At 70.2% G+C, this 22,181-nt stretch carries 23 protein-coding genes; 10 read left to right on the top strand and 13 right to left on the bottom strand.

The genetic code is table 11. The features are described 5' to 3' along the window. Positions 1-316: 316 nt before the first annotated feature. From purF to fdhD, 6 genes are all read left to right on the top strand, one after another. The gene (gene purF, locus ACT3S3_RS00220) at positions 317-1,810 is read left to right on the top strand and encodes an amidophosphoribosyltransferase (protein ID WP_301443234.1); all 1,494 of its coding nucleotides are present in this window, start codon (positions 317-319) and stop codon (positions 1,808-1,810) included. Positions 1,811-1,827: 17 nt separating this feature from the next. Then, a complete protein-coding gene (locus ACT3S3_RS00215) occupies positions 1,828-2,448 on the top strand; it encodes a nucleosidase (RefSeq protein ID WP_441578939.1) in 621 nt (206 codons plus the stop codon). A 29-nt stretch (positions 2,449-2,477) separates the two neighbouring features. Further along, entirely contained in the window at positions 2,478-3,635 is a 1,158-nt protein-coding gene (locus ACT3S3_RS00210; RefSeq protein WP_301443232.1) for a heme/hemin ABC transporter substrate-binding protein, read from the top strand. A gap of 52 nt (positions 3,636-3,687) precedes the next feature. Continuing rightward, positions 3,688-3,987, top strand: a complete 300-nt coding sequence (locus ACT3S3_RS00205) for a DUF6457 domain-containing protein (RefSeq protein ID WP_301443231.1) — start codon at positions 3,688-3,690, stop codon at positions 3,985-3,987. 109 nt (positions 3,988-4,096) lie between these two features. After that, complete coding sequence (locus ACT3S3_RS00200) at positions 4,097-6,415, top strand: FdhF/YdeP family oxidoreductase (protein WP_301443230.1); 2,319 nt, start codon at positions 4,097-4,099, stop codon at positions 6,413-6,415. 19 nt (positions 6,416-6,434) lie between these two features. Beyond that, positions 6,435-7,271: a formate dehydrogenase accessory sulfurtransferase FdhD gene (gene fdhD, locus ACT3S3_RS00195; protein WP_301443229.1), complete on the top strand. Its 837-nt coding sequence runs from the start codon at positions 6,435-6,437 to the stop codon at positions 7,269-7,271. Positions 7,272-7,344: 73 nt separating this feature from the next. Here the strand turns inward: fdhD and ACT3S3_RS00190 are convergent, their stop codons facing one another. From ACT3S3_RS00190 to moaC, 6 genes are all read right to left on the bottom strand, one after another. Beyond that, complete coding sequence (locus ACT3S3_RS00190; protein ID WP_301443235.1) at positions 7,345-8,292, bottom strand: type IV toxin-antitoxin system AbiEi family antitoxin domain-containing protein; 948 nt, start codon at positions 8,290-8,292, stop codon at positions 7,345-7,347. A gap of 135 nt (positions 8,293-8,427) precedes the next feature. Further along, positions 8,428-9,018 (bottom strand): pyridoxamine 5'-phosphate oxidase family protein, encoded by a 591-nt coding sequence (locus ACT3S3_RS00185; RefSeq protein WP_444625987.1) that lies wholly within the window; start codon positions 9,016-9,018, stop codon positions 8,428-8,430. Continuing rightward, complete coding sequence (locus ACT3S3_RS00180) at positions 9,015-10,079, bottom strand: ThiF family adenylyltransferase (RefSeq protein ID WP_301443593.1); 1,065 nt, start codon at positions 10,077-10,079, stop codon at positions 9,015-9,017. Before ACT3S3_RS00180 ends, ACT3S3_RS00185 begins: the two co-directional genes overlap by 4 nt. A gap of 5 nt (positions 10,080-10,084) precedes the next feature. Continuing rightward, positions 10,085-10,549, bottom strand: a complete 465-nt coding sequence (locus ACT3S3_RS00175) for a molybdenum cofactor biosynthesis protein MoaE (protein ID WP_301443590.1) — start codon at positions 10,547-10,549, stop codon at positions 10,085-10,087. Next, entirely contained in the window at positions 10,542-11,039 is a 498-nt protein-coding gene (locus tag ACT3S3_RS00170; RefSeq protein WP_301443589.1) for a MogA/MoaB family molybdenum cofactor biosynthesis protein, read from the bottom strand. Before ACT3S3_RS00170 ends, ACT3S3_RS00175 begins: the two co-directional genes overlap by 8 nt. Then, entirely contained in the window at positions 11,036-11,536 is a 501-nt protein-coding gene (gene moaC / locus ACT3S3_RS00165) for a cyclic pyranopterin monophosphate synthase MoaC (protein ID WP_301443588.1), read from the bottom strand. The genes ACT3S3_RS00170 and moaC overlap by 4 nt, the downstream gene beginning before the upstream one ends. A 38-nt stretch (positions 11,537-11,574) precedes the next feature. On the opposite strand from moaC, the gene ACT3S3_RS00160 reads away from it, so the two are divergent. Genes ACT3S3_RS00160 through ACT3S3_RS00150 form a run of 3 tightly spaced genes read left to right on the top strand, consistent with a single transcriptional unit; the run spans position 11,575 to position 13,694 of the window. After that, positions 11,575-11,841 (top strand): MoaD/ThiS family protein, encoded by a 267-nt coding sequence (locus ACT3S3_RS00160; RefSeq protein WP_301443592.1) that lies wholly within the window; start codon positions 11,575-11,577, stop codon positions 11,839-11,841. After that, a complete protein-coding gene (gene mobA / locus ACT3S3_RS00155; RefSeq protein WP_301443587.1) occupies positions 11,842-12,450 on the top strand; it encodes a molybdenum cofactor guanylyltransferase in 609 nt (202 codons plus the stop codon). It abuts the gene before it with no gap. After that, a complete protein-coding gene (locus ACT3S3_RS00150; protein WP_301443586.1) occupies positions 12,447-13,694 on the top strand; it encodes a molybdopterin molybdotransferase MoeA in 1,248 nt (415 codons plus the stop codon). The genes mobA and ACT3S3_RS00150 overlap by 4 nt, the downstream gene beginning before the upstream one ends. A 12-nt stretch (positions 13,695-13,706) precedes the next feature. Here the strand turns inward: ACT3S3_RS00150 and ACT3S3_RS00145 are convergent, their stop codons facing one another. The 4 genes from ACT3S3_RS00145 to modA all read right to left on the bottom strand — a co-directional run bounded on the left by ACT3S3_RS00145 (position 13,707) and on the right by modA (position 17,368). Further along, positions 13,707-14,570: a formate/nitrite transporter family protein gene (locus ACT3S3_RS00145; protein ID WP_301443585.1), complete on the bottom strand. Its 864-nt coding sequence runs from the start codon at positions 14,568-14,570 to the stop codon at positions 13,707-13,709. Between the two features lie 258 nt (positions 14,571-14,828). Then, the gene (locus ACT3S3_RS00140; RefSeq protein WP_301443357.1) at positions 14,829-15,725 is read right to left on the bottom strand and encodes a LysR family transcriptional regulator; all 897 of its coding nucleotides are present in this window, start codon (positions 15,723-15,725) and stop codon (positions 14,829-14,831) included. Positions 15,726-15,735: 10 nt separating this feature from the next. Beyond that, on the bottom strand, positions 15,736-16,572 hold the full coding sequence (locus ACT3S3_RS00135; protein WP_301443358.1) for a molybdate ABC transporter permease subunit: 837 nt from the start codon (positions 16,570-16,572) through the stop codon (positions 15,736-15,738). Continuing rightward, a complete protein-coding gene (gene modA, locus ACT3S3_RS00130) occupies positions 16,553-17,368 on the bottom strand; it encodes a molybdate ABC transporter substrate-binding protein (protein ID WP_301443359.1) in 816 nt (271 codons plus the stop codon). Before modA ends, ACT3S3_RS00135 begins: the two co-directional genes overlap by 20 nt. Positions 17,369-17,638: 270 nt before the next feature. Here modA and moaA point away from each other — a divergent pair, with 270 nt between their 5' ends. Next, a complete protein-coding gene (gene moaA / locus ACT3S3_RS00125; RefSeq protein ID WP_441578944.1) occupies positions 17,639-18,706 on the top strand; it encodes a GTP 3',8-cyclase MoaA in 1,068 nt (355 codons plus the stop codon). A gap of 13 nt (positions 18,707-18,719) precedes the next feature. Here the strand turns inward: moaA and ACT3S3_RS00120 are convergent, their stop codons facing one another. The 3 genes from ACT3S3_RS00120 to ACT3S3_RS00110 are packed head-to-tail and all read right to left on the bottom strand — an operon-like array spanning position 18,720 to position 21,753. Beyond that, the gene (locus ACT3S3_RS00120; protein WP_301443360.1) at positions 18,720-19,232 is read right to left on the bottom strand and encodes an HPP family protein; all 513 of its coding nucleotides are present in this window, start codon (positions 19,230-19,232) and stop codon (positions 18,720-18,722) included. A gap of 27 nt (positions 19,233-19,259) precedes the next feature. Further along, complete coding sequence (locus tag ACT3S3_RS00115; protein WP_301443361.1) at positions 19,260-20,477, bottom strand: molybdopterin molybdotransferase MoeA; 1,218 nt, start codon at positions 20,475-20,477, stop codon at positions 19,260-19,262. 43 nt (positions 20,478-20,520) lie between these two features. Continuing rightward, positions 20,521-21,753: an MFS transporter gene (locus ACT3S3_RS00110; protein WP_301443362.1), complete on the bottom strand. Its 1,233-nt coding sequence runs from the start codon at positions 21,751-21,753 to the stop codon at positions 20,521-20,523. Positions 21,754-22,181: the final 428 nt, after the last annotated feature.

Raw genomic sequence — 22,181 nt, 5'->3', positions numbered from 1 at the left:
CCGGACTCAGTAGTCCGGATTGCTCGCTGCCTTGTGTTCCGCGCGGCCGCAATAGGCGGTGGGCCTGCGACAAAGTGGTTCATGTTCAGAGAGTCTCGACATGCTGCGGTGTCGCGGCGCAATCCTCATCGGACGCACTCGGCCCACAGCGAGACCTGTTCACGCTACCAACCTGGGCAAACAAAGGCAAAACCGACGTCCTCCGCCCACCGCCAGCCTTCCGCCCACCCCGCCCGATCGTTGTTCCGGACAACTATGGGCGTAGGCTCTACACCTGCATCCATCTTCCGGGACACAGTGAGGACACTCCAGCGCAATGTGCGGCATCGTCGGCATGGTGGGTAACCAGCCGGTCAACCAGGACATTTACGACGCTCTTCTGCTCCTGCAGCACCGCGGGCAGGACTCGACGGGCATGGCCACCGCCGAGGACGGCGGTCACATGCACCTCTTCCACGCCCGTGGCATGGTGCGGGAGTCCTTCCGCACCCGCGACATGCGGGCGCTGCTCGGCACCGCCGGGCTGGGACACGTCCGGTACGTGACCCGTGGTGCGGCCTCCAACGAGCAGGAGTCGCAGCCCTTCTACGTCAACTCCCCCTACGGCATCACCCTGGTGCACAACGGGAACCTGACGAACACCCGCGAGCTGACCACGGAGATGCGTCACCGCGACCGTCGTCACCTCAACACCTCCAGCGACACCGAGCTGCTGCTCAACGTCCTGGCCAATGAGCTGCAGTCCACCACCGGGCCGGACGACCTCAACGCCGACGGCATCTTCGACGCCGTCACCGCCACGATGGGACGGATCGAGGGCGCGTACGGCGTGATCTCGCTGATCGCCCACCACGGGCTGCTCGCCTTCCGCGACCCCAACGGCATCCGCCCGCTGGTGCTGGGCCGTCGGCGTCCGACCGCCACGGGCGGTTCGCACGCCGTGGGCGGGCACGACGAGTGGGTCGTCGCCAGCGAGTCTTTGGTGCTGGAGAACGCCGACTACGAGATCGTGCGTGAGGTCGCCCCGGGTGAGGCCGTGTTCATCACCGCCGACGGCGTGCTGCACTCGCGCCAGTGCGTCGCGGACGCCACCCTGGAGCCCTGCTCCTTCGAGTACGTGTACCTCGCCCGTCCGGACTCGGTGATGAACGGGATCAGCGTCTACGACTCCCGCCTGCGCATGGGCGCACGGCTCGCGAAGACCATCGCCGAGCACGTGCCCACCGAGGACGTGGACGTTGTCATGCCGATCCCGGACTCCGCGCGTCCGGCGGCGATGGAGGTCGCCCGCGTCCTGGACCTGCCCTACCGCGAGGGGTTCTTCAAGAACCGCTACGTGGGACGCACGTTCATCATGCCGGGCCAGGCGGTGCGCAAGAAGAGCGTGCGCCAGAAGCTCAACGCGATGTCCACGGAGTTCGCCGGCAAGCACGTCCTGCTCATCGATGACTCGATCGTGCGTGGCACCACCAGCTACGAGATCATCGCCATGGCGCGCGCCGCCGGTGCCCGCAAGGTGAGTTTCGCCTCCGCGGCCCCGCCGATCCGCTACCCGCACGTCTACGGCATCAACATCCCCGACCGCGCCGAACTGGTGGCCGCGGGACGGTCCGTGCCGGAGGTGGCCCAGGTGCTCGGCGCCGACCATCTGGTGTACCAGAAGGTCGAGGATCTGGAGGGGGCGATCCTCGACGGGCAGACGGACACCCAGCTCGACGGGCTGGACATGAGCTGCTTCGACGGCAAGTACGTGACCGGCTCGGTCACCCAGGAGTACCTGGACTGGGTCCGCGACAACCAGGACTCCTGAGCGCTACGCTCGGGGGCATGCTCGAACTCTTCCGCGGCCGGGTCGCACCCGGCCAGCCGCTGATCGTCGTCGCCGTCGCCTCCGAGGCCGCCGAGATGGACGAGGACGCCCCCGTCCTCATCACCGGTATCGGACGGCTCAACGCCACATTGGCGCTGACCGACTGCCTGCACCGCTACCTGCGTGCCGGTGGCCTGCCCAGCGCGATCGTCAACATCGGCACCGCCGGGGCGCTGCGCCCCGGGCTCACCGGGGTGCGCCGGATCTCCCGCGTGCTGCTGCACGACTTCTCCCACGACGGCGTGGCGCGCCTGACCGGACGCGACGAGTACCCGCCGATCGACCTCGGTGCGCAGGGCACCGACGGCCTCACCCTGGCCACGGGCGACGTCTTCGTCGAGGACGGCGCCACGCGCGACCGACTCGCGCAGGACGCCGACCTGGTCGACATGGAGGGCTACGCCGTCGCCGCCGTCGCCCAGTGGTTCGGGGTGCCGGTCGAGTTGGCCAAGGTGGTCAGCGACTCGGCGGACGACACCGCCGGCGACTCCTGGCAGCTGGAGATGCCCGCCCTCGCCCGCGCGCTGGCCGCGCACTCCCGCCAGGCGATCGGCGGCCCGGAGACACCGCGCCCGTGACTGCGGTAAGCATGTGCTAATTTCATGCCATGTTCCCGCGCCGCCTGCCGTCCCTGTTCCTCGCCGTATCTGCCGCGTCCGTCCTGGTTGCCGGCTCGCTGACCGCCTGCGGCGTCGGCGCCGACAACGGTTCCGGCACCACCGCCGAGGCGCAGGAGACGTCCTTCGACACCGCCCTGGACGACTTCACGGAGATGGCGGACGCCGGGATCACGGACCCGTACGGGCAGCGCGGGGTGTCGCACGCCGAGACCGTCGGCGACGTCACCCCGATCGACGGTGACGGCAGCGACAGCAGCGCCGCGGAGGACGCCGAGCTGCCGGTGGAGCTCACCGACGCCGACGGCCGCGACGTCACCGTCGACGACGTCTCCCGGATCATCCCGCTCGACATCTACGGCACCATCTCGCGCACGCTGGCCGGGCTGGGACTGCGCGACAACATCGTGGGACGCACCGTCTCGTCGACCGAACCCAGCCTGCAGGACCTGCCGGTGGTCACCCAGGGCGGGCACTCGATCAACGCCGAGGCGGTGCTGAACCTCAACCCCTCCCTGGTCGTCGTGGACGGCACGATCGGCCCGGACGACGCCCTCAACCAGCTGCGCGACGCCGGTGTGTCCGTGGTGAAGATCAACCCGAAGCACACCATCGACACCGTCAGCGAGGACATCGACACCATCGCCGGCATCGTCGGACTGCCCGGCAACGGCGAACGTCTCGGCGAGCGTGCGGACACGGAGATCTCCCGCGCCGTCGAGGCCATCGACGACGCGCTCGGCGACGTCCCCGGCGATCCGCTGCGCATGGCCTTCCTCTACGCCCGCGGCGACGGCGGCGTGTTCTACATCCTCGGCCCCGACGACGGCACCGACGACCTCATCGAGTCCCTCGGCGGCGTGGACGCGGCGAAGGAGGAGGGCATCGGCCAGGCCTCCCCCGCCAACGCCGAGTCGCTGGCGGACCTCAACCCGGACGTCATGGTGATGATGTCGGCCGGACTGGACTCCACCGGAGGGCTGGACGGCCTGCTCGCCAAGCCGGGCATCGCCCAGACCACCGCCGGGCAGAACGAGCGCATCCTGGCGATCCCGGACAGCCAGTCGCTGAGCTTCGGCCCGCAGTCCGGAGAGATGCTGCTCACCGCGGCGACCGCCCTCTACGGGGATGCAACCGACAGCGAGTAACTTGGGGGGCCGACAACCTCGCCCCCAACCCCCGTGAAGGTCGGTGCCACCCGTGGGTACACAGAAGGACTCCCCCGAACAGATGCTCAGCGCGCACGCGTGGCTGGAGCAGGTGGCCGAGGAGCTCGGCCTGCCGCAGGACGTCGTCCGCGCCAGCGTGAAGGACGTGCTGGACCTGACGTCCGCGGTGGCGCACCACCGTTCGCGCCCCGCCGCTCCCGTCACCGCCTTCCTCATCGGCCTGGCCGCCGGCCGGGCGGCGGGCCAGGATCAGGACCTCTACGCCGAGGCCCACCCCCGTGTCGAGCGGATCACCACCCTGGCGCTGGACGGAATCTCCGAACAGCCCTGAGGCCCTGCCGGACGCACCGCGCCGCCACCAGCACCTTCGCCGCGCGGCGCCCCGGCCGGGGCGTCCTGCGCGGGTTTGAGGCACCCCACCCGCGACTAGGATCGCTGCCATGACTAGCCTGCAAGAACCCTCCGCCCAGGTGAATGCGGTCGCCAACCGGTACGACCACCCGGACGTCAGCGAGGCGGAGAAGATCGCCACCGGCATCCCGGCCGTGATCCACGCCATGGAGCACGCGGTGCCGAACAACGCCGCCCCCTCCCTGCTGACCATCAACAAGCACAAGGGCTTCGACTGCCCCGGCTGCGCCTGGCCGGAGCCCGACCAGGCCGACCTGAACATCGTGGAGTTCTGCGAGAACGGTGCGAAGGCCGTCGCCGAGGAGACCATCCCGAAGAAGGCCGGCCCGGACTTCTGGGCCGCCCACACCGTGGAGGACCTGCGGGAGAAGACCGACCACTGGCTCGGCAAGGTCGGACGCATCACCGAGCCGATGCTCTACGACCGCGCCTCCGGCGACGGGCACTACCGTCCGGTGAGCTGGGAGACCGCCTTCGGCGTGATCGCCGAGCAGCTGCGCGACACCGCGCCGGAGGACGCGGTGTTCTACACCTCCGGCAAGGCGTCCAACGAGGCCGCCTACGTGTTCCAGCTGCTGGCCAGGCGCATGGGCACCAACAACCTGCCGGACTGCTCGAACATGTGCCACGAGTCCACCGGCTCCGCCCTGTCCTCCACCCTGGGGCTGGGCAAGGGGTCGGTGACGATGAACGACATCCACTCCACCGACCTGCTGATCTCCGTCGGCCAGAACCCGGGCACCAACCACCCGCGCGCCCTGACGGCGTTCTCGCGCTGCAAGGAGAACGGCGGACGCATCCTCGCGGTCAACCCCATCCCCGAGACCGGGCTGATGAACTTCCGCGAGCCGCAGGCCCTGGGCACCTACGTGGGTATGAAGCAGAAGCTCGCCGACGACTACCTGCAGGTCCGCCTCGACGGCGACCGGGCCCTGTTCCTGGCCATCAACAAGGAGCTGGTCATCCGCGATGCGGTGGACCACGCCTTCATCGACCAGTTCACCACCGGCTTCGACGAGGTCCGCGAGCACCTGCTGTCGCTCGACGACGACGAGCTCGCCGCCGCGCACGGCATCCCGCGCGCCCAGGTGCTGTCCACCGTGGACGAGATCGTGGCCGCCAGCACCATGATCATCACCTGGACCCTGGGGGTGACCCAGCACAAGAACGCCGTGGCCACCATCCGCGAGATGACCAACACCCTGCTGCTCACCGGCAACATCGGCAAGCCCGGCGCCGGCACCTGCCCGCTGCGCGGCCACTCCAACGTGCAGGGCAACCGGACGATGGGCGTCTGGGAGCGGTCCCCGGAGAGCTTCCTGTCCTCCATCGAGGACCACTTCGGATTCCCCGTCCCCCGCGAGCACGGCCACGACACGGTGGACGCGCTGCGCGCCATGCGCGAAGGCACCAACCGCTTCTTCATGTCGCTGGGTGGCAACCTGGTGCGCGTGGTCTCCGACACCTCCGTCGCCGAGCAGGGCATGGCGTCCAACGACCTGACCGTGCACCTGTCGACGAAGCCGAACGGCTCGCACGCCTGGCCCGGTGCGAGGTCGCTGATCCTGCCGGTGCGTTCCCGGACCGACCTGGACCTGCAGAAGTCCGGGCGCCAGTCGGTCACCGTGGAGGACTCCGTGGGCAAGGTCCACGCCTCCACCGGTAAGCGCAGGGCGAACCGGAAGGAGAACCTGAAGAGCGAGATGGACATCATCTGCTCGGTCGGGCGCGAGACCTTCGGCGACGACTTCTGGCAGCCGATGATCGACGACTACGACGTGATCCGCGACCACATCGCCGCCACGATCCCCGGCTTCGAGAACTACAACGAACGCCTGGAGCACCCGGGCGGGTTCTACCTGCCCAACGGCCCCCGCGAGCGCCGCTTCACCACCTCCGACGGCAAGGCGCACCTCACGGTGAACGAACCGGACACCGTGCAGCTGCGCGAGGGTGAGCTGATGATGAACACCGTGCGCACCCACGACCAGTACAACTCCACGGTCTACGGCATGCACGACCGCTACCGCGGGATCCGCAACGGCCGCCGCGTGGTCTTCGTGCACAAGGACGACCTGCGCGAGCGTGGCCTCACCGACGGCGACATGGTCGACATCGTCTCCGACTGGGCCGACGGGCAGCGCCGCGCCCCGGACTTCCGCGTGGTGGAGTACTCCCACTCGCGCGGCGGCTGCACGACCTACTTCCCGGAGGCGAACGTGGTGATCCCGCTGGACCACACGGCCGAGGAGTCCAACACCCCTGTGTCGAAGTCCACGCCGGTGCGCCTGGAGCCCACGGGGCGCAGGGCGTCCGACATGCCTCCGATGCCGGCGTCCGAGAAGTAGAGGGGTACGCTGCGGCCCCATGGGACGGTTGATCGACAATGCGCGGGTGACGAAGGTGCGGGTCACGGAGGATTCGGTGACCACCGACACCCGGGCCGACCGGCTCGCCGTGGAGGAACCGCTGCAGGTGCGGGTGGACGGCACGGACCTGACCACCACGATGCGCACGCCCGGCCACGACATCGAGCTCGTCCACGGCCTGCTGCACGCAGAGGGCGTGATCACCACAGCGCAGGACGTGGTCACCGCCCGCTACTGTGCCGGCGCGGTGGGCCCGGACAACGCCAACACCTACAACACGCTCGACGTGGCGCTGGTCCCCCAGCCGACCCCCTACATCCCGATCAGGAACGTGACCACCAACTCCGCGTGCGGGGTGTGCGGCACCACCAGCATCGACGACCTGATGAAGACCAGCCGCTACACGTTGCGGCCCGTGCACCCCACGGCACAGCAGGTCGTCGCGATGCCGCAACGTCTCGGTGAGGGCCAGCAGGCGTTCCGCAAGACCGGCGGCATCCACGCCGCCGGCGCCTTCACCGCCGACGGGCGTCCGCTGGTGATCAGGGAGGACGTCGGACGCCACAACGCCGCCGACAAGGTCATCGGCGCGCTGCTGCTCGCCGACCGGCTCCCCGGCGAGACGCAGGGAGAGGACGCTCCGGTCTACCTGGTGATGAGCAGCCGGGCGTCCTTCGAGTTAGTGCAGAAGGCCGTGCTCGCCGGGTTCTCCGGGTTGATCGCGGTGTCCGCGGCCACTTCCTTGGCGGCACAGATGGCGAGGGAGGCCGGCCTGCTGCTCACCGGCTTCACCAGAGACGACCGGTTCAACCTGTACTCCGGTGAGCTGGGGTAGCTTGCCCCGTGTGGGGACGCGAGCCGATTCGGTCGGCCCCGTTGTCGCGCGGTGACAGAATCGGATCGCGTTCTCACACCGCCGGATGCCACAGCCGCATCGGCTGGTCCGTGGCGATCGCCTCGTCCTCCCTCCGGCAGCGGCGCAGTCGCCGCAGCACGAAACGCCCCGTGTCCGCCACCTCGTCGGCCACGTACCCCGGGGCCTTGTTGATGCTGAAGCAGGCGAAGCGCAGCAGCAGCCAGTCCCACCGCGCCGCCTGGTTGCCCTTGCAACGGTCGTTGGTGAAACTCGAGCGTCTCGCATTGCCTTCCCCGTGGTAGGCGTAACTGTCGATCTCGATGAGCTCGCGCGCCTCCTTGATCATGATGTCGAAGCAGTAGCCCCTGACCATCGCATTGGCGACGATGGTGATCTCCCCAGTCTCCACTTCATCACGCAACGCCTTGGTGATGATCCTGAGCGCCTTCTTCTCCAGCCCGCTGGCGGTGCCGAGCACCGTCCGGTGACGAATACCCTCCAGCGACTTACGCTCGGCGCGTGACAGATCCTCCATGTCCTCGGCCAGCCTGGTGTTGCCCTTGATGTTGTTGTAGCCGAAGTCGAGGACCCGCACCGCGGCGTCCTCGTCGTCCTTCATGAGGTCGACGGCAGTCTGCGCCGGCGTGGTCACCGGCATCCCCTCGAACATGGCCGCCTTGCGCGCCACGCGCCGGCGGATGGTGATCACCCTGTCCGTGAACTGGGTGGTGGGGTGCGCCGCCTGGGCGGGGTACGCCATCGGCATGACCCCGTACAGGAAGGCGGCGGTCGCTCCGGTGTAGGTCAGTCCCGGCCGCAGCAGTGCTTCCAGCACGACCTTGTCGTCGGCGACCGTGACGTAGAGTCCCTTAGCTACCTTGCGCAATGTGCCGGCCTCAACGGCGGCGCTGATCCTCCGACTGTTCCATCCGGCAGCCGTCAGCTCCGCGGTCGTCCACACCTGCTTCGCAGGCCTGTCCCTCTTGTTCTGGTGCGCCATGTCGACGTCCCCTCCCCCGGGCCCTCCCCGGCCGCGGCCCCCTGCCGCTCGCCGTAAGCATAGCCGGATGCGGGCCGAATCTGTCGGTCCCGGTGTCCCCGTCCTGCAGAATCGGCTCGCGTTGCTGCTGGGTTGCTACTGGGAAGCCCGAAGCGCCGCGATGTCCGCGCGGTAGAGGTCCAGGCGTTCCTCGACCTCCTCGCGTGTCCAGCGCGGGGTGATCTGCTTGGTGCAGTTGGCGTCCGAGGCCTCCACGTCCACGATCACCACCCGCTCGATCACCGAGGTGATCCGCCGCTCCCCCAGGTCACGGACCTGTTCGACGAGGTCCGGGGCGTCGGACGCCTCGACGGTGCGCGCGTGCCCGAACACCTTCACCCGCGAGCGCGTCGCGAAGTCGACGAAGAAGAGGCAGACCCGTCCGTCTCTGTCGAGGTTCCCGGCGGTGACGAACTGCCGGTTGCCCGCGAAGTCGGGAAACATCAGTTGTGTGCCGTCCTTCAACACCGTCACGAAGCCGGAAGGTCCGCCCTTGTGCTGCACATACGGCCAGCCGGTACCGGTGACGGTGGACATCATGAACATGCGCGCCTGGCGGATCAGCTTGATGTCACGCGGATCGAGTTCACTGCCACCACTGCCGGTGGTGTCCACCCTGTTGCTCACCCCGCGGGCCTGCTGGCGGGCGCGGACGTGCTCGTCGAAGGCGATGTCGTCGTAGTTCACTGGGTCTCCAACCAGGCGTTGATGCCGCCGGGGTAGTCGGTGGCGGTGATGCCTGCGGCTTCGAGCAGCTCCACGGCCTGCGCCGAGCGCACGCCGGAGGCGCAGTACACGACTAGATCCCCGGCGTCCCCGAGCGAGCGCACCTGCGCCGGGACGTGGTCGCGTAGGACGCTGAGGGGTACGTTCACCGCGCCGGGGATGCGTACGGTGGCGAATTCGTCGGGCTCCCGGACGTCCAGCAGCGCCGCACCGTCCAGAGACGGCACAGACGGCGCGACGGACGCGGCGCCCGGGGCGTCCTGCGTGGGAGTGGGTGTCGCGCATACGCGCGCGGCGACCGCCGGGTCGGCGGCGACGGGGATGTACTCCCACATCCCGGTGAGCCCGGAGTAGTAGCCGATGCGTCCGGCCAGCGGGGCGCCGACGCCGGTGAGCACCTTCACCGCCTCCATCGCCATCGCCGCGCCGACGACGCCGACCAGCGGGCCGAGGACGCCCGCCTGCGCGCAGGACGGCACGCTGCCCGCCGGCGGCGGCGTGGGGAACACGTCCTCGTAGACCGGCGCGCCCGGCATGCCGAAGACGGAGAGCTGGGCGTCGAAGCCGAGGATCGACGCCCACACGTGCGGCACCCCCAGCACCGCGCAGCCGTGGGAGGCGGCGTAGCGGGCGGCGAAGTTGTCCGTGCCGTCCAGCACGACGTCCGCGCCGTCCAGCACGGACACCGCGCAGGACGCCTCGAGGCGGTCGCGCACCACCGTCACGGTCATCTCCGGGTTGCGCGCGAGCATCTCCCGGCGCGCCGACTCTGCCTTGGGCTGCCCGAGCGCGGCGTCGGTGTGAATGACCTGGCGGTGCAGGTTGGACAGCTCGACGACGTCGTCGTCGATGACGGTGACGTGCCCGACGCCGACGGCGGCGAGGTAGAGCAACGCCGGGGAGCCGAGGCCGCCGGCGCCGGCGACCACGACGTGGGCGTCCGCCAGGGCCTGCTGGGCCTGCGCACCGAAGCCCTCGAGGGTGATCTGGCGGCGGTAGCGGGCGTAGCGACGCGGGTCCATACTCGTCACAGCCCCACCCAGTCGGTGGAGCCGTCGGGGCGGTCCTGTTCCTTCCAGATCGGCACGCCGTCCTTCACGGCGGTGGCGAACTCGGCGATCGCCGTGAAGGCGGGCCCGCGGTGGGCCGCGGAGACGACGACGAGGAAGGCGAGCTCGCCGATGGCCAGCGGCCCGGTGCGGTGCTCGGCCCACAGGCGGACCTGCGGGTGGGCGCGCACCGTGGCGTCGGCGATCTCGGCGAGCGTGGCGGCGGCGGTCGGGTGGTTGGTGTAGGTCAGGGCGCTGACCTCGTGGCCGCCGTCGTGGTCGCGGACCACGCCCTCGAAGGTGACGACCGCGCCCATCGCGTCCGTCGCGGTGGTGGCACGGGCGTGCGCGAGGTGGTCCTCCAGGGGTTCGTGGGTGACGGCGGTGTGCACGACCACACCGGTCTCGGCGTCGACGCGTGCGGGGTCTGGGTTCTCAGCCATGGTGGTCTCCTGCGTGGTCGGCGGTCGGGCGGTCGAGCAGCTGGTCGAGCAGGTGGTCCAGCAGCGGGTCGAGGACGGCGATGCCGTCGGCCACTCCCCCGCGTGAGCCGGGCAGGGTCATCACGAAGGTGCGTCCGGCGACACCGGCGACACCGCCGGAGAGCACCGCGGTCGGCACCCCGGCGTCCACCCCGCGCTGCTGCAGGGCGGTGACCAGGCCGGGCAGTTCGTGGGTGAGGTGCGGGCGGACGGCGGCCACGGTCTGGTCGGTGGGGCTCACCCCGGTGCCCCCGGTGGTGAGCAGCACCGTCGGCTGCTCGTCGACGAGTGTGCGGTCGACCTGCGCGGCGATGTCGGCGTCGGCGACGACGGTGGCGTCCCGCACGTCCAGGCCGCGCCCGCGCAGCCACTCGACGAGGACGGGGCCGGTGCAGTCGGTGTAGGTGCCGGCGGCGGCGCGGGTGGACGCCACGATCACGGTCGCTTTCACACGTCCTCCCGCACGTCCCAGTCCCCGGACTTGCCGCCGGACTTGGCGAGCACGCGCACGTCCTCGATCACGGCGTGCTTGTCCACGGCCTTGACCATGTCCACCACGGTCAGGGCGGCGCTGGTCACCGCGGTGAGCGCCTCCATCTCCACGCCGGTGACCCCGCGGGTCTTCACCGAGGCCTCGATGCGCACGGCCCCTGACTCGCGCGTGAAGTCCACGGTGATCTTCCCCAGCGGCAGCGGGTGGCACAGCGGGATGATCTCGGGGGTCTTCTTCGCCCCCATGATCCCGGCGACGCGCGCGACCGGCAGGGCGTCGCCCTTCGGCAGGCCGTCCGAGGTGCTGTCGAAGATCATGTCGAGCACGTCGCTGCGGGTGCGCACGCGCCCGGTGGCGACCGCGGTGCGGCTGGTCTCGTGTTTGGCGGTGACGTCGACCATGTGCGCCGACCCGTCTTCCCGGACGTGTGTGAGGTGATCGGGGTGACTCTCCATACCGTCACACGCTACCCCGACCTACACTTGTCACCATGCTGGAGATCCACTATTTCGCCGCGGCGCGGGCGGCCCGCGGTGTCGCACGGGAGACGCTTGCGCCCGAGCGCGACCTGGCCTCGCTGCTGGAGGTGCTGGGCACCCGTCACACCGGGCTCACGGCCGGAGGGATGAGCCTGTCGCAGGTTTTCGAGCGCTGCAGTTTCCTCGTCGACGGACGCTCGGTGGTCCGTGCCGACGCGGCGACCACGTCGCTGGACGCGGTGTCGCGGGTGGACGTACTGCCGCCGTTCGCGGGGGGATAGATGGACGTGCATGCGGTCGTCGTCGCCGGTGGTGCGGGCTCCCGCCTGGCCGCTTCGGCGCCGGACGGGACGCCGGCGAAACCCCTGCTCGTCGGACGCGACGGCGTCCGCCTTATCGACGTGGTGCTGGACGCCGCGGCGCAGGTCGGGTGTATGCGCAGGGTGGTCGTCGCCCAGGAGATGGACCTGCCGTCGGACGTGACGCTGGTGCGTGAGGACCCGCCCCTGTCCGGGCCGGCGCCGGCGGTGGCCACCGGGGTGGACGCGCTCGGGGACGGTGCCGGGGATGCCGTGTTCCTGCTCGCCGGTGACCTCGTCGCACCGGCTGCCGCAATGACCAGACTGCTCGAGACCTACCGGAGGACCGGTGGCGACGGGTGCATCGCCGTGGCCGACGGGCGGCGCCAACCGCTGCTCGCCCTGGTGCGCCTCGACCGGCTGCGCGCAACCACCACCGGCGACCTGCGCGACGCCCCGGTCCGGGCCGTCCTACGCGGCCTGAACCTCACGGAGGTCGACGAGGCCGACGGGATCGACGCCGCCACGGCGGCGGACGTGGACACGTGGGAGGATGCGGTGGAACACGGATACGGCGGTGAGAGGTCATGAGCGGACACACGACGGACCCGGTGGGCTGGGCGGAGACCCGGCGGCGCATCGTCGCCGCACTCGCGCCGAGGGGCCAGGCAGCACGGTCGCGCGCGGCGGTGACGAAGCGTCCTGCCCCGGGCGACGTCCTGCACGCCGCGGTCACCGCGCCGATGGACGTGCCGCACTACGCGTCCTCGGCGATGGACGGTTTCGCCGTGCGCGGCGACGGCCCCTGGCGGCTGCTGGACGCCCCGGCCGTCGGCGCGCAGGGACGCAACGTGCACATCACCGGCGGCACCCTCGCCGACGGTGAGGCGCTTCCGGCACTCACCGGCTCCCTGGTGCCCGACGGGGCGACCGCGGTGGTGCGCGCCGAGGACGCGCACGTCACCGGCGACACGCTGACGGCCACCACCCCGCCGGCGGGCCGCGACATCCGCCCCGCCGGCCAGGAGTGGTCGACCGGCGACACCCTGGTGGACGCCGGGGAGCGACTCACCGCCCGCCACGTGGCGATGCTCGGCGCGTGCGGCGTCGACACCGTGGAGGTCACGCCACGCCCGCGGGTGGCGTGCGCGTTCACCGGCAACGAGGTCATCACCCACGGTCTGCCGCGCCCCGGGGAGGTGCGCGACGCCTTCGGCGTCTCCTTCCCCGCCCTGCTGGACGCCTGGGGTGCGGAGGTCGTGGGCACCCAGCGTCTGCCGGACGACCCGGTGGCCGTGGAGGACTGGCTGCGGCGTCCCGAGGTGCTCGGCGCCGACATCGTTGTGCTCACCGGCGGGTCGGGACGCTCCGGGCAGGACTTCGCCCGCCGCTTCATCACCCGCGCGGCCGACGAGGTGCTCGCCGAGGAGATCGCCTGTCGGCCCGGGCACCCCACCCTGGTCACGACCAGGTCGCCGGTGCAGATTGCTGGACCACACACCCAATTGGTCATCGGTGTGCCGGGCAATCCTTTCGCCGCGCACGTGGCGCTGCACAGTTTCGTCGCCCCCGCGGTGACCGCGCTGCTGGGTGCCGGTGACCCGGTGGGGACCCGCACCGGGACCATGACCGTGGCCATCGAGTCGATGCCCCGCCAACGGGTACGCCTGCTGCCCGCCACCCGTGACCCCCGCGAGTCTGATTCGCCCCGCTTCACCCCGGCACCCGGCGCGCACTCGCACATGCTGCGCGGGTACGCCGCGGCGGACGTCCTGCTCGTCGTCCCGCCGCAGGGTGTGGCCGCCGGCGACGAGGTGGAGTACGTGGAGCTGTAACTCCGGTACTGGTCAGTCCCGGTAGAGTTCGCCGCCGCGGCTGCGTCCCCGGTTCAGCCACGCGTACACCACCCCGATGAGCAGGCCGCCGCCGATCATATTGCCGACGAGTGCCATCGCCCAGTTCACCGCCACATTGCCGAAGCTCAGCGACTCCAGCACGCCCGCACCGGCAGCGAAGCCGTCGCCCAGGCCGAAGAAGGCCAGGGTGAACAGGGCGAAGTTCGCGATGAGGTGCTCCAGGCCCAGCACCACGAACACGGCGATGACCATCTGGGTCAGCAGGAACTTGCCCGCGTAGTCCTTGATCATCAGCCCGCCGACGATGGCGATGTTCACCACGAAGTTCGCCAGCACCGCCTCGACGAGCACGCCGGACGGACTCTTCGTGAGCTTGCCGTCGGCCAGCGCGGCGATGAGGTGGTCCACGCCGATGCCGCCGAGTTTCGCCGACTGCCCGAGCATCACCGCAATGACCACCGCGCCGACGAGGTTGGCCAGCACCGTCCACAGCACGATCGCGGTGGCCCGTCCCCAACCGATGTGGTGCCGGGCGGCGCCGTAGGCCATGAACATCATGGAGCCGGTGGCCAGTTCCGCGCCGAGCTGCAGGGTCATGGCCAGTCCGATGAAGAACAGGAAGCCGAAGACCACCGGCCCCAGCCCCGGGGCGAGCTGCTCCACGGCGTTGCCGGACACCGCGGCGAAGGCCGTGCCGAGGGTGAGGTAGGCCCCGGCCAGCACGCCGCGCACGGTGTAGCGGGGCAGGTCGTCGCCGAACAGGGCGGTCTTCTTGGCCACCGCGGCATCGGCGGCGGTGTTGAATGCCCCGGCCAGCGGTTCCCTGTCGGTTCTCGTCTCGGTAGTCGTCGCCATAGGGAGTTTGTACTCCAGCACCGGGGACCGGGTTGACCGGCACACCTGCGTTCACCTGCAAAAGCAGGACGTTGACCTGCAGCCCGCGTCGTGGCGATCGGTGACGCCGAACGACCGTTCGTAGCTACCGGCCCGCAGCCGCCCCCGTGGTGTCCCCGCGCTCCCCCAGCGCTCCCCCAGCGCTCCCCCTGAGCGCCCCATGTCAGCTGAGTCATGCCCCAGGTCAAGAATCGGGCATTTTTGTGCCTGGGGCATGACTCAGCTGACGGTGGCCTCCGCCGCGGCGTCGAAGGCGGCAGAGAGCACCGGGGCGGGACGCGAGTCGCGGCGCACCAGCGCGAGATCCAGGCGGACCTCCGGTTCCACGATCGGCAGCGTGGTCAGCCGCGTGGTGCCCACCGCCGGGGCCGGGACCACCACCGCCCACGTGCCGGTGCGTGCCAGGGCCAGCAGCGACTCCACCGAGGTGGCGTCCACCCCCGGGGTGACCTGCACACCCGCCTCGCCCATCACCCGGTCGAACTCCTCGCGGGCGACCATGCCGCGCGACAGCAGCGCGGTGGGCAACGACGCCAGCTCGGCGCCGGTGACCTGCCCGCCGAAGCCGTCGAGCAGGCCGGGGCGTCCGACGGCCACGAAGCGGGTGGTGCCCAGGGAGGTGAAGGTGAGGGCGGGGTCGTGGCGTCCGGCGCGGGCGGCGCTACCGTGCGGGTGCACGATGCCGGCGTCGAAGTCGTGGTCGAGCACCCGGGTCACGATCTCCTCGCTGGTCAGCCCGGCGACCAGGTCCACGCGCAGGGCGGGGTGCTCGCCGACGAGGTTGGACACGATGCCGGCGGCCCGGTCCGTGCCGGAGGGGATGGTGCCGAACCGCACCGTGCCCTCGAGGTTGCCGCGCCGGTGGGCCAGGTCGAGGCTCAGGGAGCGTTGCTCGGACAGGATGCGCCGGGCGTAGGCCAGCACGATCTCACCCTCCTGCGTGATCCCCTGGAACGCGGACTTGCCGCGGTTGACCAGTGGGAAGCCGACCTCGGCCTCGAGTTTTCTGATCGCCTCGGACAGGGTGGACGTCGACACGTAGCAGGACGCGGCGGCGTGACCGAAGTGCTGCTCGCGGGCGAGCGCCTCGAAGTAGGTCAGCTGGGTCAGGAGCATGTCGTCGACGCTACCCCTTCCTCCTCCTGACCAGTGCGATCCCCCCGACCACCACCACGTACAGCCCGATCAGGGTCAGGCACGCCCCCAGCGCCCGGTCCATGTCGTTGGCGCTGAGGCCGAGCTCGACGAGCAGCGGGATCGTGCGGGTCTCACCGGCGACGTTGCCGGCGAAGGTGAGGGTGGCGCCGTACTCCGACAGGGCGCGGGCGAAGGAGAGCACCACGCCGACGGCCATGCCGGGCCACGCCAGGGGCACGAGCACGCGGGTGACCGTCTGCCAGCGGCTCGCACCGTCCAACGCGGCGGCCTCGGTGACCACCGTGGGGATCGCGCGCAGGGCGGTGGCCGTGGTCGCGACGAAGAACGGCAGGGCGACGAAGACCTGCACCACCACCACGGCCAGCGAGGTGTAGGCCACGTGTAGGCCGAGGCCCTCGAGCCACTGGCCGACCAGGCCGCGGCGTCCCCAGAAGAACACCAGCGCCAGGCCGGAGACCACCGGGGAGAGCACCAGCGGGGCGAAGATCACGACCTGGACCACGTCGCCGCGGCGTGGGAACTGGCGCAGCAGCTCCACCAGCCACAACGACAACGGCAGGCCGAGGACCACGCACAACACGGTGGCCACCAGCGCGGTGGACAGCGACAGCGTGAGCGACTGGACGGTGGCCGGGTCGGTGACCAGCTCGACGGCCCGGGCCCAGGGGATGTTCAGCAGCAGCGCGACCAGGGGCCCGAGCAGCAGCAGGACGGCGAGCAGGGCGACACCGGCCACCGCCACCGGCACGGCCGTGACCGCTCGCGAACCGGGACGGGTACCGGTCTTAGGGGGTATCGAAGCCATAGGTCTCGAGGATCCCACGGGCGGTGTCGGAGGACAGCCACTCGAGGAACTCGCCGGCGACCTCGTTGTCCTGGCCCTCGACGGTCAGCGCCGCCGGGTAGGCGTTGGGCTCGAGGTCGTCGTCCAGCTCGACGACGGTGATCTCCTCGGAAGTGTTCTTCTGCAGTGCCATGGCGTCGGTGGCGTACATGAAGCCGGCGTCGACCTCACCGGTGGAGACCTTCGTGGCGACGTCGCTGACGTTGGCTTCCTCGGACACCGTCCAGTTGGCCAGGTCGTAGCCCTTCTCGTCGAGGAGCTCGTGGGCCAGGGTGCCGCAGGGGACGCCGTCGGCGCAGACCGCCAGGCGCGCATCGGCGGTGGTGGCCAGATCGTCCAGCGCGGTGATGTTCGCCGGGTTGCCGGGGGCGGTGGCCAGGACGAGTTGGTTGGTGGCGATGACCTCGGGCTCGGCACCGTCGAAGGCGTCGAGGGCGAGGGCGTCGTCCATGTTCTTCTCGTCGGCGCTGATGAACAGGTCGGCGTCCGCCCCCTGGTCGATCTGCTGGACGAGGGCGGAGGAGCCGGCGAAGTTGTACTCGACCTCGGGGTCCTCCCCCTGCTCCTCGGCGAAGGCCTCGGCGAGCTCGTCACCGGCGTTGTTCAGCGAGGCCGCGGCGAAGACCTGCACCGGCGAGGTCTCGGAGCCGTCAGCGTCCTCGGACCCGGAGGTGGAACAGGCCGCGGCGAAGACCAGGGCCCCGGATGCGGCCAGGATGGCCGTGGTGCGAAGGATTCGGGTCGTGAATGCTGCCATTATTCTTCCGTTCTGCCGTGTGGTTCTCCTCTGCCGACGCCGACGGCGCGCATCCTCGTCATGCTAGCCGCGTGCGCTCCACGACGCGTGGCCGGGAACCACGGGTACCGGCCTGCGCCTCCGGATCCGCGTTCGGAGCTGCCACACGCCGGTCATTCACGCACGCACCCCGGTTCACGGTAGACAGGGTGGAGAGACAGGTCCGAACGACGGGTCTACCATGGCAGAACAGCACGATGACAGCCCGACCACCCGAAGGAGGAGGCCCCCATCACCGCAACGCTCGCGTCCACCCGTCCCGAGGCCGGCCTCCGCCTGACCGACCGCTGGGGACGCACCGCCGACGACCTGCGCATCTCGCTGATCGACAAGTGCAACCTGCGCTGCAGCTACTGCATGCCCGCCGAAGGGCTGCCGTGGCTCAAGAAGGACGCGCTGCTCACCGCGGACGAGGCCGTGCGCCTGGCCGACATCGGTGTGCGGGTGCTCGGCGTCAAGGACATCCGGTTCACCGGTGGTGAGCCGCTGGTGCGCAGGGACCTGGAGGAGATCGTCGCCGGGGTGCGCGCCCGCCACCCGCACGTGCCGATCTCGATCACGACGAACGCGATCGGTCTGGACAAGCGGGTTGATGCGCTGGTGGACGCCGGGCTGACCAGGGTGAACGTGTCCCTGGACACCGTGGACCGGCAGACCTTCGCCGAGGTCACCCGCCGCGACCGTCTGCCGCAGGTCATCGCCGGTCTGGAGGCCGCCAAGGCCGCCGGCCTGGAGCCGGTGAAGATCAACGCCGTGGCGATGCGCGGGGTCAACGACCACGGCGTGGCCGACCTGGCGCAGTGGTGCCTGGAGCGTGGCTACCAGCTGCGCTTCATCGAGCAGATGCCCCTGGACGCCGACCACACGTGGGCGCGCGACAACCTGGTCTCCGCCGAGGAGATCCGCGCACGCCTGTCGCAACGCTTCGACCTGGCGTCCGACCCCACCCCGCGCGGTTCCGCGCCGGCGGAGCTGTGGGAGGTCCGCGACCGCGGCGCCGCGGCGTCCTCCCCCGCGTTGGGGAAGGTGGGCATCATCGCCTCGGTGACGGAATCGTTCTGCGCGGCGTGCACGCGCACCCGCATCACCGCCGACGGGCGGATCCGGACCTGCCTGTTCTCCCAGCAGGAGACCGACCTGATGCACCTGCTGCGCGGCGACGCCGACGACGTGGAGGTCGCTCAGACCTGGGCCACGGCCATGTGGGGCAAGCCGCGGGCCTACGGCTCGGACGCGGTCACCCTCAACGACCCGGAGTACGTGCAGCCCGAGCGCACGATGAGCGCGATCGGCGGCTGAGCGGGTCTCGCTTCTAGAACCAGCGGATGCGTCCGCGCAGGATACCGCGGTAGGCCACGGCGGCGAGGGTGACGATCAGGGCACCGAGCATCACCGGGGTGAGCACGAACTCCCAGTGCTCGTGGGAGGTCATCATCACGATCGGCAGCACCGCCGCCGGCGGGTGCAGGATCCGCAACGCGCACATCAGCATCACCGAGACACCGGTGACCAGGCCGATCGCCCACCAGGACGTGGGCAGCACGTAGTCGGCCAGCACCGCCACGACCGCCACCACGAGGTGTCCGCCGAGTACGCTCATCGGCTGTGACACCGGGGCGGCGGGCAGGACGAAGACCAGCACGCAGGACGCGGCGAAACCAGCCATGAGCAGAGGATGGCCGATGGCCTCGGTGAGCAGGCCGAGCACGCAGATCACCACGGTCACGGCCGCCCCGGAGACCAGCAGGGCCGCCGGGGTGAACGTCGGCTGGGTCCTGGTGAAGAACCCGATGAAGGGGTTGTACGGGTCCGGCGGCGTCGACATGCGTACAGGGTACTGCGCGGCCCGGTTCTACCGGTCGAGTGGATAGACCTCCACGAGGGTGCCGGCGGCCAGTGTGGCCCCGGCGGGGACGCGGATCAGGGCGTCGGCGGTGACGGACTGCGCCAGCAGGTGCGAGCCGGCCCCGCCGACGGGGCGCACGGTCAGTTCGCCGTCGCGCACCTGCGTGCGCCCGCGCAGGTAGCGGTCCTTGTCCGCCAGGCCGTCCTCGGCGGCGGTGATCCTCGCGGTGACCGCGCAGGACGACTCGCCGAGGGCGGGCGCGACGAAGAGCCGGAAGCTCACCGCCGTGGACACCGGGTTGCCGGGCAGGCAGATCACCGGCACACCCTCGAAGCGCGCCAGGCCCTGCGGGCCGCCGGGCTGTTGGGCGACGTGGCCGAACCAGGCGCCGGGGGCGTGCTCCAGGGTCTGCCGGACGACCTCGAACGCGCCGTGGCTGATGCCGCCGCTGGTGACCACGGCGTCCGGCCGCGCCTTGTCGATGGCGGCCGAGAGCGCCGCGCGGAAGGCGGTGGGGTTGTCGGTGGTCTGCACGGTGCCGGCGACGTCGATGTGGTGGACGTGGCACAGGGCGCGCAGCATCGGCCCGTTGGCGTCGCGGATGGTGGCCGCCCCGGGCAGCTGCGCCGGTGCGTCCTGCCCTGCGGTGACCTCGTCGCCACCGGTGCAGATCAGGACGCGCGCCGTGCGCGTGACCGGCACGGTGGTGAGTCCTTGGGCGGCGGCGACGCCGACGGTGCGGGGGTTGACGGTCTCCCCGGCCGGGATGAGCAGGTCGCCGGTGCGGATGTCGGTGCCGCGCAGCCGGACGAACTGGGCGTCCGGCGTCTGCGGGACGGTGACGTGGGTGGCACCGAAGTGCGCGGGGGTACACCTCTCCACGGGCACGACGGCGGCGGTGCGTGCGGGCAGGCGCGCGCCGGTCATCACCGGCACCACGGCGTCCCCCACCGCCCCGCTCGGCAGGACGTCGCGGGGGTCGGCCCCGGCGGCGACGGTGGCGTCCACGGCGAAGGTACCGCCGGCCAGGTGGGCGGACCCCAGGGCGTAACCGTCCATCTGGGAGTTGTCGAAGCGCGGTGAGTCCTCGACGGCGGTGACGTCCACGGCGAGGCGACGTCCGAGCGCCAGGGCCGGGTCGACGTGTTCCACGGGCAGTCCGCCGACGAGCGCGCGGACGGCGGCGAGGTGCTCCTCGGGGGTTCGTACGCTGTGGTTGGTCACAGCGGCGACACTACCGGTAGGAGGCGCTCAGCACTCGTCGTGACTACACGTTCGCCTCGGCGAACCGGGTCCCCGGGCGGTGGTAGACGCCCCAGGCCACCAGCGCCATCAAGACGTACGCGGCGGCGAACAACCAGAAAGCCACGCTGAAGTCACCAGTGACGGAATCCGAGAGGTTCAGCACCTGCGGAATGGCGAAACCGCCGAAACCACCGATCGCCCCAATGAAACCCAGTGCCGCGGCACTCTTACGCTCGTGACCGACCGGGTCGTCCGACGCGACGGAGAGCTCGAAGACCGTGGGAATCATCCGGTAGACCGAACCATTCGCCAGACCGGTCAAGGTGAACAGCACGAGGAAGAGCACCAGATAGCCGGCGAAACCCACCGTCCCCAACGACAGCACCATGACCACCGTGACCAGTGCCATGCACACGAATACCGCCGTACTCACCCGGGCACCGCCGAGCCGGTCGGCGAGACGTCCCCCGTAGGGGCGGGCGAGCGAGCCGACCAGTGGCCCGAGGAATGCGAGACCCAGGGCGGCACCGAGAACCGTGAACGACGAGAACTCCGGGAACTGTGCGTTGATCAGCGTGGGGAATACCGAACCGAAGCCCATGAATGAGCCGAAGGCACCCACGTAGAGGAAGGATATGATCCACAGGTGCTTCTCCTTGAGCGCCGACAGTGACCCCTTGATGTCGTTCGTCGCGTGGGAGAGGTTGTGCATGTAACGGTGCGCACCCCACGCCGCCACCAGGATCAATGGGATCCACATCAGGCCCGCCATCGGCAGGTTGGGGCTGAAGGTCCCGAAGGCAAACAGGCTGACTGCCACCGGGATGACGAGCTGTGCGACCGCCACACCGAGGTTGCCGCCGGCCGCGTTGACGCCGAGTGCCTGACCTTTCTCCGCCTTCGGGTAGAAGAAGGTGATGTTCGACATCGAGCTCGCGAAGTTCCCACCGCCAAGCCCGGCCGTCGCCGCGATCACGAACAGCGACCAGACCGGCGGGTTGTCCATGGACAACACCAGGGCGGTGGCACCAGTGGGGATGAGCAACAGCAGGACGGAAATCACCGTCCAGTTTCGTCCGCCGAAGATCGGCACGGTGAAGCTATAGGGAATGCGGGCCGTCGCACCGACGAGCGGAGGCAGGGAGACCAGCCAGAACTGTTGCGAGGAGGTCAGCTCGATACCGGCCTGCGGCAGCAGGATCACCGTCACCGACCACATCTGCCAGACCGCAAAGCCGAGGAACTCGCAGAACACCGACCAGAAGAGGTTGCGCCGGGCCGTCGGCCGCCCAGGGCCTTCCCAAAAGGTGGGGTTCTCCGGTTGCCAGTTGGTAATCCACCTACCCTCCTCGACGACGAGTTCGGTCTCCGGGGGACAGCCTGTTTCCGGCGGACGGGGTCTCTGGGGGCTCTGGGTTCTCTGGGTTGCGGGAGCAATGGTCATGGGGCGGGTCTCCGATCGGTGCGGGGTTGCGGGCTTCCTGTCCCATCACTTATAACTGCTTCCGAAGCACCCGCCCAGCGGGGAAACAATACTTTTACCGCAGGTAGATGGTAGTTTCCTGGCCTTGTCCGGCACATGATCCACAGGTGTCGACCTCCTCTCAACACCTCGCGGCCACGCGTGAGAGCTTGTTGCTCGGCCTGTAACCCGGACAAGACTGCGGGGTAATCTCGGCCCCC

Source organism: Corynebacterium sp. AOP40-4SA-5, from assembly GCF_052377355.1.
In the GTDB taxonomy this organism is placed as follows: Bacteria; Actinomycetota; Actinomycetes; order Mycobacteriales; family Mycobacteriaceae; genus Corynebacterium.
The sequence above is the reverse complement of the archived record's forward strand: the minus strand, read 5'-3'. Positions and strand labels throughout refer to the sequence as shown.